Source organism: Pseudomonas sp. C11 (genome assembly GCF_034683865.1).
Classification (GTDB): domain Bacteria; phylum Pseudomonadota; class Gammaproteobacteria; order Pseudomonadales; family Pseudomonadaceae; genus Aquipseudomonas.
On sequence record NZ_JAWIIP010000001.1, the window covers coordinates 304,146 to 318,228 of the forward strand.

The following is a 14,083-nucleotide window of genomic DNA, read 5'->3' on the forward strand; positions in this document are numbered from 1 at the left end:
CCTGTGAGAGTCAAGGAGAGAAGACGCAGCCCGTCAAGGCAGGTGCTTTGAGAATTTTCACCGCTGCGGCGAAGAGGCCGAGCCCGCTTTGGCGGGCTCGGTACCGAGGGCAGGTCAGCAGACCCGCCTAAAGCCGCAACTCCGTACGCAACGCCTGATGCCCGCCACCTAAAGACGAGCACAGGCGCTGGTGGATGCGGCTGAGAAAACCCAGCTCGAAGGCATGGCGCTGGGCGCCCGGCGGGTACAGCTGCCGCTCCAGCAACAGATTGGCCCAGAGCCAGCCGCTGTTGGCGTCGTCCAGCCAGGCCTGCGCGGTTTGCACACCGTGGTCGAAGCTCACTTGGCAATCAGCCTTCCAGCCGAACTCGGCAGACGGCTGCCCGTCATGGCTGGGCAGGTGGGTGAGGTGCTGTTGCAGTTCAATCATGCTCGACCCTCCCAGCCGCTTGGGCGATGGCCAGGTGGTAGAGCAGGATCAACTCGCTCAGTAGCGTACTGGCGCTATTGGTCAGCTCCGACTCTGGCATTCGCCGCAACAGTTTGCCCAGCAACGCCGCCCGATACTCTGCTGCTGCCTGTAACGGGCATTCGTCGGCCACATGGCTATGCAACGGATTGCGTGGCGTGGGGAAGGGGATAACGACGGATTCAGACTTGGTCATGCAGCACCTCCAAAACGGAAGTCGACACGACAGCCAGCAGCCCAGGGCGGAGCCCTTGGGTAAAAGGGGGATAGTGCATTTTCCTTATGCTCCTTGGTTCACTTAAGGAGCCGCGCCCACTCGTTACCACACGAATGGAGGCGGACCGTGCAAGGGTGGTAAACCGGGAACCAAGGGAACCGGCCGGGCCGAAGCCCGCCTCACACGGCCCGCCATAGAAGCACGAAAACAGCAGGCATAAAAAAACGCCTGCTATTTCAGAGCTATGGCGCTTCGCGCCTTGATTACCACGGGTTACCACACCCGGTCACGGGATTGACCGTGACGGAACGGACTTTAGCGTGGGGGAGGGAGTAGGGCAAGAGTGAGGGGCTGGAATTGGCTAAGAGCGGCCGGTAGCTTGAGGGTACGCAGGGCAGGAACTTTTTAGCTGTAGCAGATCGCAAGCGCATTAGAGGCATCAGTCGTCGTCGACGGAGTTTGAGCATTCGCTACTAAGCTGATCCGAAGAAAGTGTAGAGTCACTTTGATATCGGAGTAATTTCCATACAAGTATAGGAAGCACTCGGTTTGGTTGCTCACGAGCAAGATTACGACTCTACAGAGCAAGGGGGTATAGGTGGGCGGATATCAAGGCATGCGTTGGTTCAAAATGGATTTTCAGGTTCAAACACCGGAAGACAACAGGCACTGGGGAGATGACGACCTACGTCTGCAGAACCCACGCCGTCCTGTAAGAGATGGTGAACCTGACGAGCACGATATCCAAGCCAAGGCAAAGCGGTTCCTGCATCGATGCCACGAATTAGAGCTTGAGGCTATAGGGATCACCGATCACAACTTCTCTGAAAAAACTGAACCCCGAGACTGGTTTCTCACCCACCTTGTTGAACAGAACAAAACTGTTGCCAAAGAGCTTGGTCGAGCTCCTATTTTCATCTTCCCCGGTTTCGAGGTAGACCTCGGCTACCACGTGTTGTGTTTGTTTGAGCCAGCTACGAAGGTCAGCCACTTGCGCCGCGTCAATATGATCCTGATTAAGCTGGGGTTGGCAGAAAATCAGCGCTTTAGGGGTGGGATGCCTAACGCCTTGCGCCGTGGTGACGAGCCCGTCAGTCTCAAGACCTTACTGGATGTCGTTCAGAAGGATCATGGTGGCATCGTGATTGCGGCACACGCTGACCAAGAGGATGGTTTGCTTGCTGCCGGCCGCAATATGGATGACTACAAACTGCCAGGGCTGCTGGCAGTAGAGGTAACCACCTACCCAATGCCCCCAAGATACAGCTCGATCTTGGAAGGGAAAGATAGAAACTGGTCGCGTAGTGGGCGACAGCCAGCATACGTCCAGTCCTCGGACGCAAAGTCGCTGAAAGTAGACGCGGATGGTATCCCTCTAGCGAATGCTCTGGGTTATCGCCACACCTGGGTTAAGTCATCAAAGCCCTCGATCAATTCACTACGCCAAGCCTTCCTCGATGGCAAATCGCGGCTTCGACTCCAGTCGGCCCGCCCCTCAGATCAACAGACACACCCTAGAATCGTTTTTCTGAAATGCCGAGGCTTCAAATTTCTCGCTGACCAAGAGATCTTTTTCTCTCCGAACCTCAACACCTTAATCGGGGGAAGGGGTACAGGGAAATCCACAGTACTTGAACTACTTCGGTTCGCATTCGGCCGTGACCGAGGAGATGCTTTTTCTGCCTCCACCAAGGCGAAATTTGATCGCGTACGGGCAACCTTTACCGAAGAAGCAGAGGTTCAGGTCGGCTGGGAGAGTATTCCTGGCCAAGTAGATGTCATCTCTCTGAAACCGCAGGAAGGTCATGTACTACTCCATGGAGAAGCACACGATCTTGATGTCTTTCTCCGGCAGCTTCCGGTGCAGTTCTATAGCCAGCAGCAGCTCAGTGAACTCACTGATGTGGATGGCGGCGACAGCTTGCTGGCAATGATCGACGAGGCTTGCTCAGCTGAACTTCAAGGCCTGAAGGGCCAGGAAAGTACACTTCGTGCGGAGATCCACCAACTTTTTGCTGGCGTCGATCAAATTGAATCTTTGACCGACGAGATCAACGTCCTCAAACAGGAGCTCCAGGAGCTAAATCGGCAGTGGCAGGCTCGAAGCGAGGTTCAAGCGGAGGCACAACAATACCAATACGCGGAGGCTGCTCGGCGTTATTTTGAGCAGATCCAAACGCAAATCAATGAAGACATCCGGCGCTTCTCTCTACTGGCCGACGACCTGTCTTCTCGAGGCGCACTCAACAGTGGCCAGGTAGAAATTTGGCCTAGGTCAGAGTGGTTCAATGCATTTACTCAGGAAGCGGCCAAGCTAAGAGAGGTATATCGGGCCAAGGCAGCCGAGCTGGCAATTCAGCTCCAGCAAGAAGCGGCCAAGCTCTTTCAACATGATGACGGTTGGGAACAAATTTCACAGGAGCTTGAGAGCACAAAGGGTGCGTTTCTTCTGGCATGTAGCGAACGAGGCCTTCAGCCACAGGACGTGGCACGACTGCAGGAGATCGACAGGGCACGCCAAGCAAAGATGCAATTGCTGCAACAGAAGGAGGAGCGCCTGGGCATTCTTTTACCGCAGCGCGAACGTTTGAACATCGCGATGGAGGAAATGAACACGCTATGGGAGCAGCAATTTAATGTTCGCCACCAAGCAGCACTTGAGATCAATGACAGGGCACAAGGCTCAATACGCATAGTCATTCAGAAAATGGCAAATGCAGCGGGCTTCATCCAAGCATGGAACGTAATTGCACCAGACGGACGAAGTCGACTCGGAAGAGCCTGGGAACACATCGGCAAGCATCTTTATGAGAGCTTTTCTGGGTACAAGCAAGAGGCAGGCTCACCCTGGCTTCACATTCGGGAAGTGCTAGCTAACCGGCGAGATTTTCCACGATCCCTGCTGGAATACAGAGATGAACTGAAGCCCTACCTCATATCTCAGAAAGACGCTTGGCGAAACGCTCGGCTAACTCGTATTGAGGAGCGCGTAGACATCGAGCTGTTCAGGGCCGACAGGACGCTGGTAGGCAGTGTGCAGAGCAAGGCTCTGTCGGAAGGTCAGCGCAACACAGCCGTCTTGAACCTGCTGCTGGCCAAAGGAGAGGGTCCGATTATCATCGACCAACCTGAGGATGAGTTGGACTCCAAATTCATATACCACGAACTCGTGCCGTTATTGCGCAAAGTCAAAAACCAGCGTCAGCTGATACTGGCCACGCACAACGCCAACCTACCCGTGAATGCCGACACCGATCTAGTGTATGCCTTGGAGGTGGATCAAGGGTTAGGCGTGAGGCTCGCTTCGGGTGGTTTAGACAGAACTGATACAGCCACTGCGGTGCTGGACATCATGGAGGGGTCGGAGGAAGCCTTTAAGCGTCGACTCGACAAGTACCACTTTTAACGTCGACGCAGTCCGAGTCGAGGCCATAGGAAAAGCAAAGGAATGGGGGTAATTCGTGTACACGGTAGACTGGCCGCTTCTGACCGAAAGCTACCCTATACACCACCCAGCAGTTTTTCTTCTAAGCTTCCCCTCCATCAATAACTAGCTTGGAGCGTGTGATGGGTTGTCCGCAGGTGTGCAGTGGCGCGACGTTGCAGTGCAGCTTTGGCGCTGCTCCGAGCATGTTGAATGTGTTGCCGACCAATCGCACGCTTACAGGCGGCATGCCGGCGGCGAACATCATGGATCACATCCCGTTGGTGAACATCATGCCCTTTGGTATGTGCATGAGCATGGCCAACCCGATGGTGGCGGCGGCTACCGCTGCTGCACTAGGGGTGTTGACGCCCATGCCGTGCATACCGGCTACGGCAACACCCTGGATACCCGGCGCGCCGACCATGCTGCTGGGCAATATGCCTTCGCTGGATTCCAACTGCTCGCTGATGTGCAACTGGGCTGGTGTCATCAAGGTAGTAATGCCGGGCCAGATGCAGATGCTGATTCCCTAGCCTATCTAGGCCTCGGCCGATTCGTTCCACCTTCTCCACCACCAACGCAGCCGCGACATGGGCTTGCCGTCGGCGTCCAGTGGGCGGCCGTCTTCGGCGAAGCCCTGGCCTTCGTCCAGAGGTTTGCCTTTGGCATAGCGGCTGCGATGTGACACCTGGCCGTTGCCATGGAAGCGCTGGTAAAGGCCGTCACGCACGCCATCGCGGTACAGCTCCAGCTCGGCCAGGCTGCCGTCCGGGTAGTAGCTGCTGGCTTCGCCGTGCATCAAGCCTTGGCGGTAGGTGACCTTGCGCTGCAGCCAGCCTTCAGCGGCGAAGTACTGGGCCACGCCATGCAGGCGCCCGTCGGCGTAGGGCAGTTGCGCCGACACCTGGCCGTTGGGGTGGTAGAGGATGCTGGGGCCGTGTAGCACACCGTTGGTATAACCGAGCTGGGCCTGCGGGCGGCCGGCTTCCTGTATGCGCACCGGGCCATCGAGGGCGCCGTCCTGCAGCTTGCCCTGGAGGCGGCTGTCGCCACGGGTGAGGTCGAGATTGCCGTTGGCCATGGGCGCCTCAGTTGACCTTTACCAGGCCGCCCTTGATGGTCAGCATGCCGCCGCCATCCACGGTCTGTTCGGCGGCGGCCTTGTTGGTGAGGCTGACGCCAGCGTCGTTGGTCAGGGTGGTGCCAGCCTTGTTGTCCAGGGAGGTGCCCGCCTGGTTGGTGAGCGAGGTGCCGGCCTTGTCGGTAAGGGCCATGCCGGCCTGGGTGGTGAGGTTCTTGTCGCTCTTGGCGGTGAAGTCGCCGCTGCTTTGCAGGGTGAGGGTGCCGGTCACCTTGATGGTGAGGTTGCCGTCCACGGTCAGTTCGTAGTTGCCGCTGACCTTGTGGCTGTAGTTGCCACCGGTGCTGTGGGTCTGGTCGGCGCCGACACTAACAGTGCGGCTGTCCTTGACGTCGAGGGTGTCGCTGCCGGTCTGGATGGTCACCGTGCGCTTGCCCTTCTCCAGGGTGATGGTCTCGTCGCCTTCCTTCACCGTGCGGGTGCGGGCGTTCTGCACCGTGAGGGTTTCGTCGTGGCCGATGGTGGCGGTGCTGTCGTTGAGCACGTTGACCTTCATGTCCTTCTGCGCCTGGAGGAAGACTTCCTCGGCGTCCTTCTTGTCTTCGAAGCGCAGTTCGTTGAAGCCGCCGCCGCCCTTGGATGAGTTGGTCTTGATGCCGGACTGGGTCTGGTTGTCCGGCAGGGCGTAGGGCAGGGTGTTGTCGCCGTTGTAGACACAGCCAGTGACCAACGGGCGATCCGGGTCGCCGTCGATGAAGGTGACGATTACCTCCTGGCCGATGCGTGGGATGAACTGCATGCCGAAGCCCTTGCCGCTCCAGGGCAGTACCACGCGCACCCAGCAGGACGAGGTTTCGTCGTTCTTGCCGTCGCGATCCCAGGGGAACTGGATCTTGATACGGCCGTACTGGTCGGTCCAGATTTCCTCGCCGGATTTGCCCACCACCTGCGCGGTCTGGGTGTGCATGCGCGGCTTGGGGGTGAGGCGTGGCGGGCGGTAGGCGGTGGCCTTGGGAATGGCCTCGAAACGGTTGCGGTAGTGCTCGTGGGTGGCGTCATGGGTGACGGCGGTCACCACCCAGTCGATATTGAGGCTGGCGTCGTCATGCCCGGTGAGGGTGAACCAGTGGCCGGGCACCAGCCAGCGGCAGTCGCTCTCGCCGATCAGGCGCTTCTCCTGGCTGCGCAGCCCGTCCACGCGCTGCTTGGTCAAGGCATCGCCGCGTGCCTTGGCGATGTAGCCGCCCGGGTGCTCGTACATCGACAGCGGCCCGGCCACCGCCTCGGCTTTGCTGTAGAGCGAGGTGGTGGGGGTGGTGAAGGCGTAATCCGTGGCGCTGTACACTCCGCTCACCGCCTGCACGCTGTACTGCGCCGAGCGGATGCCATGCAGCTCGCGCACGCCGATGCCCTGGCCCAGATAGGGCACCTTCGGGCCGTTGGGGATCTGCACGAAGGCATCGCTGCTGTCCCCCAGCACCAGCGTGTGCTTGCCGTCCTCGTGGGTGAAGAACCAGAAGATGCCTTCCTCCTCCAGCAGCCGCGAAACGAAGGCGAAATCCGTCTCCCCGTACTGCACGCAATACTCGCGCGGCTCATAGCTGCCGGAGAGCGACAGCTTGAAGTCGGTGAAGCCATGGGCCTTGAAGATCGTGGTGACGATGTCGCTGGTGGAGAGGTTCTGGAACACCCGATTATTGCTGGCCAGCGTCAGCCACCAGAGCCAGGGGCGCAGCACCACCTGGTAGCGGTCGGCCGTGGCATCGGCGGGGAGCTGGCGGATGTCTGCGACCAAGGCGTCGAGGGAGCGCTGGTTGGCGTCGTTGTGCAGGGTGGCGGTGATATGCGTGGCCACGGCACTGCTCAATGTCAGCGCGGTGGTGCTGTCGCCGTGGAGGCTCAGGCTGCCCAACTCGTTCAACGCCTCGTCCCCGGAAAGCGCCTGGGGGTAGAGATCCGTCAGGGCGGAAGCGCTGAGGGAGAGGCTGGTATTGGTGTCGGTGGGGCGGGGCATTAAAACCTCGTAGTTATTAATACTGCGCTTTAAGAAAGTCGCTCTCGATTTCTGTTTGGACTATTCCGTATGCCTGAGAGAATTTACGTTTTATATTTTTGCAGGACGGACACATATCCTTAGGCCCAACTATATATATGTACATTGATGTCGGTGTTATGCCAAATTTGTACCAGTAGTCACATTCTCGGCTAGCGCTATTGAATATATTGACCTCGGCATCTAAAAAAGCTTTGTGATGGGTTTGGGGTGTCTTCTTTTCTAGATTCATTTTTGCAAGCGCCGCGCCCAGAAGATTGTGATGCTCCTGCACGATAAAGCTTTTTTTATAAGTTAAGCTTCGCCCACTAAGGCCGTATAGCAAGTCGCCGTAATTGCCATCGCTGTAAAGTATAATGCCAACGGCACGGGTGGTTGCTATTGGTCTAGATGCATATATGGCAGCATCTCTTACTTCTATCTTTTTTTGCGAATTTACCGGCATGTTAGATCATCCTTGTTTTGAGTGGAAAATAAAAAACGCTATCTATACGTAGGGTTTAGAATTAGCACCCGCACTGAATTGATATTATTGCCGACATTCTGGGAGCCTTATTTCCTTCGGCATAGTGGCACATAACTCCCTTGCATCTCCAGTCTACGGATACGTTAAACACACCGAGTTCCATTCGCTTTTCTTGTGCGTCTGCAGGATCATTGTATATAACCTGGGTGCTATTCTCGTTTGCTTCCACTCCAGTCACAACGACAGCATGTTTTCCTTGATAAATTACAGTCCATATGGGGCCGTACTTTTCCAGCATGTATTTGAGTTTGCCGAAGTCCACTCCGGGATAGTTTTTTGAGTGTTTAGCGGCATACTCCATTATTTCATCTTCAGAATCCTCCATAGGCTTCAAGTTGTTTGATCTTGCAAACTCTCTGTACCTAGCGTTGCTTAGGCCGGCACTGAACAGCTCTGAGCTTTCCTGGCCCAATCCATATATTGGCCCGCTAATGAATGTGCCGATCACCATTCTGGCAGCGGCATACCAGCAAGACATGCTGTGTTGTTGTTGTATTTTAGGGACTGCAAGAAGTCTGTAGTACATTGCTTGCTCTTGTTCGTGATGGTTTATATGACTATTCCAACACCCACTCCGCCAACTTCCCCGTCACCTGCGCCATCAGCACATTCTCGATATCCCGCGCGCCGGCTGCGCTGCATTTGGCGAGCACCGCTTTCACGATGGCGGGGTCGAAGTCGAATTGTTTGCCGGTGGCGGCCTTGTAGCGTTCGCGTAGTTTTTCCAGCTTGGCCAGGACGATGCCTTCCAGGGTCGCTTCGTCCAGTGGGCGGTAGGGCACCACGGTCATGCGGGCGAGGAAGGCGGGGCGGAAGGCCTGTAGCAGCACCTTGCGCAGGCGTTCGTTGAAGACGTCGCTGCCGAGCTGGTCGATGGGGGTGTCCAGCACCAGTTCAGCGCCGACGTTGCTGGTGGCGAGCATCACGGTGTTCTTGAAGTCCACCACCAGGCCGGTGCCGTCTTCCATCACGCCTTTGTCGAAGACGTTGTAGAAGGCCTCCAGCACGTCGGGGTGGGCCTTTTCGATTTCGTCCAGCAGCACCACGGAGTAGGGCCGGCGCCGCACGGCTTCGGTGAGCACGCCGCCGGTGCCGTAGCCAACGTAGCCGGGCGGGGCGCCCTTGAGCTGGCTGACGGTGTGGGCCTCCTGGTACTCGGAAAGGTTGATGCTGATCAGGTTGCGTTCGCCGCCGTAGAGGGCGTCGGCCAGGGCATAGGCGGTTTCGGTCTTGCCGACGCCGGTGGGGCCGACCAGCAGGAACACGCCCACCGGCTTGGCCGGGTCGGTGAGGCCGGCGCGGTAGGCCTGGATGCGCTGGGCGATGGTGGCCAGGGCGCCATTCTGGCCCATGACCCGCTGGCCCAGGCGTTGGCCGAGGGTACGCACGGCGTAGGCTTCGTCGGCGAGCATCTTGCCGATGGGAATGCCGGTCCAGCCGGCGATCACTGCGGCCACGGTGCGTGAGTCCACCTGTTCGGGCACCAGCGGGTCGTCCTGGCGGATGGCATCGAGGCCGGTCTCCAACCGGGTGAGTTCGGCGGCGAGGTGGTCGATGCGCTCGTCGAGGGCTTCGTCGGGGTGGCTGGCGTCGGCACTCTCGCTCAGGGCCAGCAGTTCGCGGCGGGCTTCCAGCAGTTCGCGCACGGCTTCGCGCTCTTCGCCCCAGCGGGTTTCCAGTTCGCGGATGGCGGCCTGGTTGTCGGTGGATTCCTGCTCCAGGGCAGTGATGCGTTCGCGGTGGTCGAGGCCGGTGGCCTGTTCGCGGCGCAGGCGCTGCAGTTCCTCGCCCAGGGCCTGCTGGCGGTGGCGCAGGCTTTCCAGCGGTGGCGGCACGTCGTGCTGACCGAGGGAAACACGGGCGCAGGCGGTGTCGAGCACGCTGATGGCCTTGTCCGGCAATTGCCGACCGGAGATATAGCGGTGAGAAAGCTTGACCGCGTCATGGATGGCGCTGTCGAGTACCTGTACGCCATGGTGTTGCTCCAGCTTGGCAGCGACGCCGCGCAGCATCTCCACAGCGGTAGCCTCGTCGGGTTCTTCCACCTGCACCAGTTGGAAGCGGCGGGCCAGGGCCGGGTCTTTCTCGAAGTACTTTTTGTATTCCAGCCAGGTGGTGGCGGCGAGGGTGCGCAGCTCGCCACGGGCCAGTGCCGGCTTGAGCAGGTTGGCGGCGTCGCTGCCACCCTCGCTGCCGCCGGCGCCGATCAGGGTGTGGGCCTCGTCGATGAACAGGATGATCGGCTGCTCGCTGTTGCGTACGGCGTCGATCACGCCCTTGAGGCGCTGCTCGAACTCACCCTTGACCCCGGCGCCGGCCTGCAGCAGCCCGAGGTCGAGCACACGGAGGATGACGTCCTGCAGCGGTGGTGGTACATCGCCGGCAGCGATACGTAGGGCCAGGCCTTCGACCACGGCGGTTTTACCGACACCGGGGGCACCGACCAGGATCGGGTTGTTCTGCCGACGGCGCAGGAGGATGTCGATGCTCTGGCGAATCTCACCGTCGCGCCCGACGATGGGGTCGATGCGCCCGGCGCGGGCGTCGGCGGTGAGATCCTGGGTGTATTGGTCGAGCACGCTGTCCTGCGAGGCTTCCTGTGTGGGGCGAGCCTTGCCGGCCGGGCCGGGGCCGCCGCTGTATTCGCGGGAGGCTTGCGTCCATTCCAGCAGGTTGGCGCGCAGGGCTTCACGCGGGATGCGCAGCAGCGAAGAGGCGCTGTTGAGCAGCAGGCTGCGGCGCTCGTCGCGATCGAGCAGGGCGAGCAGCAAGAGGCCGGAGCGGATGCTCGTCTGGCCCTGCACACTGGCTTGTACCACGGCGTCTTCCAGCAGGCCGATGGTCTGCGTGGAGAGGGCGGGGGTGCGGGTGCTGCCGGCCTTGAACAGTTCCAGGGCGCGGTTGATCTCGGTGGCCAGGCTGTCGCGTTCCAGGCCGAAACGCGGCAGCAGCCAGGCAAAATCGCCGCCTTCGATGTCGAGCAGCTCCAGCAGCAGGTGCTCGATCTCCACATAGTGGTGAGTGCGTTGTAGGCAGCGCTGGGCAGCCCGTTCCAGGGCTCGGCGGCTGTCGGCGTTGAGGCGGCCGATGAGTGCGGCGAGTTCCATCAGGGCATCTCCTTGAGCCGCAGGCGGGTGTCGATGCGTTGCAGGGTGCTACCGGCGAGCAGGTGCAGCCCGCCACTCCAGCGCAGGCGCGGGGGCTGTTTGCGATCCAGACGCAGCGGCGCGCCAGGGCGCACCAGCAAGCGCAGGTGGCAGTCCAGATCGGGGCCGAGGTAGAGCCCGGCGAGGTCGGCGAGCCGTTGGTGCTGTGTGCCGTCAGGCAGGTAGGCGTTGGCTTGTTCGGTGCTCAGCGGGCCGAGAGTGAGGCGGATGCCGGCGTGTTCGTCCCACACCCGGGTGCCAGCGATGGCGTCGCGGCCCAGGCCAAGGTTGCGACCACCGCGTTGCAGGCGGCTGCGGCTGGCTGCTGGGATCTCACGCCAGGCCCCTTGATAGGTTTCGTAGTCCACCGCCACACCAAACTGGTGGCGCACCAGTACGGCGAAGCCGGCCAGCGAGCGGCGCGGGCCATTGAACAGCGCTGCACGGGCGGTGACTGCGGCATCCGGCAGAGCCAGGCGCTGTTGCAGGCTGCGTGGCAGCAGGCCGGCCAGGGCCATTAACGGCTGGTGCACGGGCGCCTGTTCCGGCGGCTCGAAGCCGAGTGCCAGGCGATGCCGGCCCAATACTCGGTAGAGCTGGGCGAGCAGGCGGTTCTGGAACAGGTCGAGGAATTCCGCCGGGGCGTGATCCTTGTGGCGGGCGCGCTGTTGCAGCCATTCCTGGTAGGCGTAGGGTAGCGGGCCATCGGGGCCACCGAGGCCGAATACGGCGGTGCTCAGTACCGGCGGCTGGCCTGGCTGTTCCTCCAGGCTGACCACCTGGCTGGCGGCGAAGGTCGGCGTGAGCGGCCCGCGCAGGCGCAGGGCCTCCTCGTCCGGGCTGCTGCCCTGGCCCAGCGGCGTGGCGTCGGGGCGTTCGCGCTCCAGCAGCAACAGGGCCTGAAAAAACTCAAAGGCTTGGGGTTTTGCGCGCAGGCGCTGGCTCAGAGGCTGAGGGGCTTGCCGGCTTGGGGCTGCCATGCCCGCACCTCCTTGTCGTGATCCACCAGTACCGTACGGATGAAGCGGTTGGGCGTTGCATAGAGAGAGAAGAACTGCGCCAGTACGGCAGAGAACAGCACGGCACTGCTGCCGGCGAAATGCTGCGAGTCGAGGCGGATGCGCACTTCCAGGCCGTTACGCCAACCGCGCCAGGCGTCGTTGCCGACTCGCGCTACCACTCTCTCAGACGTCAACTCGACCAGGCCGTCCACCTGGCGCCGGGGGCCGGCTTCGTCGCGCAGGTTGTGCAGGTGCAGCAACTCGCGCAGTGCATCGAGGGCTTGCGGGCCTTCCACCAGGGACAGGTGGTTGAGGCTCAGTTGCGACACCAGACGCCAGCGCGAGGGCCCGGAGAGGCGCGGCAGACTCTGCGGCGTTGGTGGTGCCAGCAGGCTGGCTAGGGCCACTGGGCCGGGGCGTTCGAAACCCAGGCGGGTGCCGGTCGGTAGGTTCTCCGCCAGGTGGCGGTTGGTACACAGCAGTTCGGCGGTGAGGCTGTATTCGGGGGCGTCGTGCCTCGGGTCGAAAGCGGTGTCCACCAGGCTCAGCAGCAGATCACTGCCGGGACGCGCCGGGTTCAGACCTTCGACGCGCCGAGCATGCCAGTACAGACCTGCGCCGGCGTGACTGTGGCCGTAGTAGGCCGGCACACGATGCACGCCCTGTGGCGTGGCGGCCCGGACGTTGCGAATGCTGTGAATCTCCACGCTGCTTTCGCGGTGGGCGTCGGCTACCAGGCGGTATTCGCTGCGGGTGCCGTCCGGGCGCAACGGTTCGGAGGTGCGCGGGAACAGGTTGATGGCAGGGGCACAGCCCAGGCGTAGCTCGCTGGCCTGCAGGTGCGGCCGGCCCAGCGGGGCGCGGTCGAAGGCGATCAGCACCTGGCAATCGCGCCCTCCGTTGGCCGGTGGCAGCAGCGGCAGGTCGAAGAAGGCGAACTTGTCGGGGAAGGCAAAGTACTCCGCCAGCAGGCGCAGGCCGGGGTGCTGGCCGTCTTCATCAGGCAGCAGCGCCTGGTCGTCGGCGAAGCCCACCGGGGCGATTTCGCCGGTCACCGGTTGCAGTGGGCTTTCCGGTGCGCCGCTCCAGATGCCGAGGCTGTGGGCGCCGAGCAGGTCGTACAGGGTGGCGTTGGTCATCGGTGAGGCGGCCAGGTGCACCCGCAGGTGGCGCACGGGCAGTTGCGCCCAGTCGAATTCGCCGAGGCATTCCAGGGTCAGGCGCAGGGCTGAGCGCGCACGCGGGTGGCCGGAGAAGGCCACGGCGGCATCGCCATCTAGCAGGGTCGCTTCACTAATACGCAGTGGCCAGAGCACTGCCTCGGCAGTGGTGCGCAGGTGCACGCTGGCTCCGTCTCGAGTATTGACGAACAACGGCGTGTCGCGGGGCAGGCTGTAGCCCTCGGCGAGGTTGCCCTGGGTCGGATCCGGCTCGAACTGCACGATGGCGCAGGAGGGCAGGGGCCGCAGCACCAGCGGGTAGAGCTGTTCCAGCAGGGCATCGCTGAATTCTGCGTAGTCATCGTCGAGGCGTCGGTGCAGCCGTGCGCTGAGCAGCGCGAAGCCTTCCAGCAACCGTTCGACATGGGGATCTGGGCATTCGCCGGGGGATAGTTCCAGGCGCCGCGCCACTTTCGGGTAGCGCTGGGCGAAGCTGCTGCCGGCATGGCGCAGCCAGGTGAGTTCGCGCTGGTAGTAGTCCAGCAGGTCGGCATCAATCGAGTCGCTCATGGCGCACCTCCAGGCCGTCGTCGCCGGGGGCGAGGAGGAATAGCGCGGGCCAGGTGCGACGACCGCTGCGCAGGTGCCCGGCCAGGCGGATGGCAAGGCGCTGGGGCTGGTCGGGCAGGGCCTCGACCTCGATTTCGCTCAGTTGCAGACGCGGTTCGAAATGCTGCACGGCGGTGCGCAGTTCCCGCAATAGCAGGCGCCGATCATCCACCCGCAGAGCCTGCAGGGCGCTCCAGTCGGCGATGCCATAGTCGAGTACGGTCAGCGGTCGGCCAGGGGCGCGAGGCGGGCGGCGGGTGTTGAGCAGGCGCGCCAACTCCAGGCGCACGGACTCTGCCAGGGCTTCGCGGTCGAAGTCCGGCGCCTCGTCCGCCTGGGCGGAAAGGCGCTCGAACAGAGGGGGCAGCAGTCCGCTGTACGACATGGAGCGGCG

12 protein-coding genes are annotated in these 14,083 nt (G+C 61.4%); 2 read left to right on the top strand and 10 right to left on the bottom strand.

Annotation, left to right across the window (positions count from 1 at the left end; all coding sequences use genetic code 11):
- Positions 1 to 127: 127 nt before the first annotated feature.
- Together VC352_RS01320 and VC352_RS01325 are read right to left on the bottom strand one after the other, a co-directional pair.
- On the bottom strand, positions 128 to 430 hold the full coding sequence (locus VC352_RS01320) for a LasR-specific antiactivator QslA (RefSeq protein WP_322977777.1): 303 nt from the start codon (positions 428 to 430) through the stop codon (positions 128 to 130).
- Positions 423 to 665 carry a hypothetical protein gene (locus tag VC352_RS01325; RefSeq protein ID WP_322977778.1) on the bottom strand — a complete coding sequence of 81 codons (243 nt, stop codon included), beginning with the start codon at positions 663 to 665 and terminating at the stop codon, positions 423 to 425. Before VC352_RS01325 ends, VC352_RS01320 begins: the two co-directional genes overlap by 8 nt.
- A 619-nt stretch (positions 666 to 1,284) precedes the next feature.
- Between VC352_RS01325 and VC352_RS01330 the strand changes: the two genes are divergently transcribed.
- Positions 1,285 to 4,092 carry a TrlF family AAA-like ATPase gene (locus VC352_RS01330; protein ID WP_416340044.1) on the top strand — a complete coding sequence of 936 codons (2,808 nt, stop codon included), beginning with the start codon at positions 1,285 to 1,287 and terminating at the stop codon, positions 4,090 to 4,092.
- A gap of 161 nt (positions 4,093 to 4,253) precedes the next feature.
- The gene (locus VC352_RS01335) at positions 4,254 to 4,646 is read left to right on the top strand and encodes a DUF4280 domain-containing protein (RefSeq protein ID WP_322977780.1); all 393 of its coding nucleotides are present in this window, start codon (positions 4,254 to 4,256) and stop codon (positions 4,644 to 4,646) included.
- A 5-nt stretch (positions 4,647 to 4,651) separates the two neighbouring features.
- Here the strand turns inward: VC352_RS01335 and VC352_RS01340 are convergent, their stop codons facing one another.
- The 8 genes from VC352_RS01340 to tssE form a co-directional block, all read right to left on the bottom strand.
- Positions 4,652 to 5,194, bottom strand: a complete 543-nt coding sequence (locus VC352_RS01340) for a toxin-antitoxin system YwqK family antitoxin (protein WP_322977781.1) — start codon at positions 5,192 to 5,194, stop codon at positions 4,652 to 4,654.
- Positions 5,195 to 5,201: 7 nt separating this feature from the next.
- Positions 5,202 to 7,208 carry a type VI secretion system tip protein VgrG gene (gene tssI / locus VC352_RS01345; protein WP_322977782.1) on the bottom strand — a complete coding sequence of 669 codons (2,007 nt, stop codon included), beginning with the start codon at positions 7,206 to 7,208 and terminating at the stop codon, positions 5,202 to 5,204.
- Positions 7,209 to 7,224: 16 nt separating this feature from the next.
- Positions 7,225 to 7,692: a hypothetical protein gene (locus VC352_RS01350; RefSeq protein ID WP_322977783.1), complete on the bottom strand. Its 468-nt coding sequence runs from the start codon at positions 7,690 to 7,692 to the stop codon at positions 7,225 to 7,227.
- Positions 7,693 to 7,753: 61 nt separating this feature from the next.
- A complete protein-coding gene (locus tag VC352_RS01355) occupies positions 7,754 to 8,299 on the bottom strand; it encodes a papain-like cysteine protease family protein (RefSeq protein WP_322977784.1) in 546 nt (181 codons plus the stop codon).
- A 31-nt stretch (positions 8,300 to 8,330) separates the two neighbouring features.
- Positions 8,331 to 10,880 (bottom strand): type VI secretion system ATPase TssH, encoded by a 2,550-nt coding sequence (tssH, locus tag VC352_RS01360; protein ID WP_322977785.1) that lies wholly within the window; start codon positions 10,878 to 10,880, stop codon positions 8,331 to 8,333.
- Positions 10,880 to 11,899, bottom strand: coding sequence for a type VI secretion system baseplate subunit TssG (gene tssG / locus VC352_RS01365; RefSeq protein ID WP_322977786.1), 1,020 nt, complete (start codon positions 11,897 to 11,899; stop codon positions 10,880 to 10,882). Before tssG ends, tssH begins: the two co-directional genes overlap by 1 nt.
- Positions 11,863 to 13,650 (bottom strand): type VI secretion system baseplate subunit TssF, encoded by a 1,788-nt coding sequence (gene tssF / locus VC352_RS01370; protein ID WP_322977787.1) that lies wholly within the window; start codon positions 13,648 to 13,650, stop codon positions 11,863 to 11,865. Before tssF ends, tssG begins: the two co-directional genes overlap by 37 nt.
- Positions 13,634 to 14,074, bottom strand: a complete 441-nt coding sequence (tssE, locus tag VC352_RS01375) for a type VI secretion system baseplate subunit TssE (protein WP_322977788.1) — start codon at positions 14,072 to 14,074, stop codon at positions 13,634 to 13,636. The genes tssF and tssE overlap by 17 nt, the downstream gene beginning before the upstream one ends.
- Between the last annotated feature and the right edge of the window lie 9 nt (positions 14,075 to 14,083).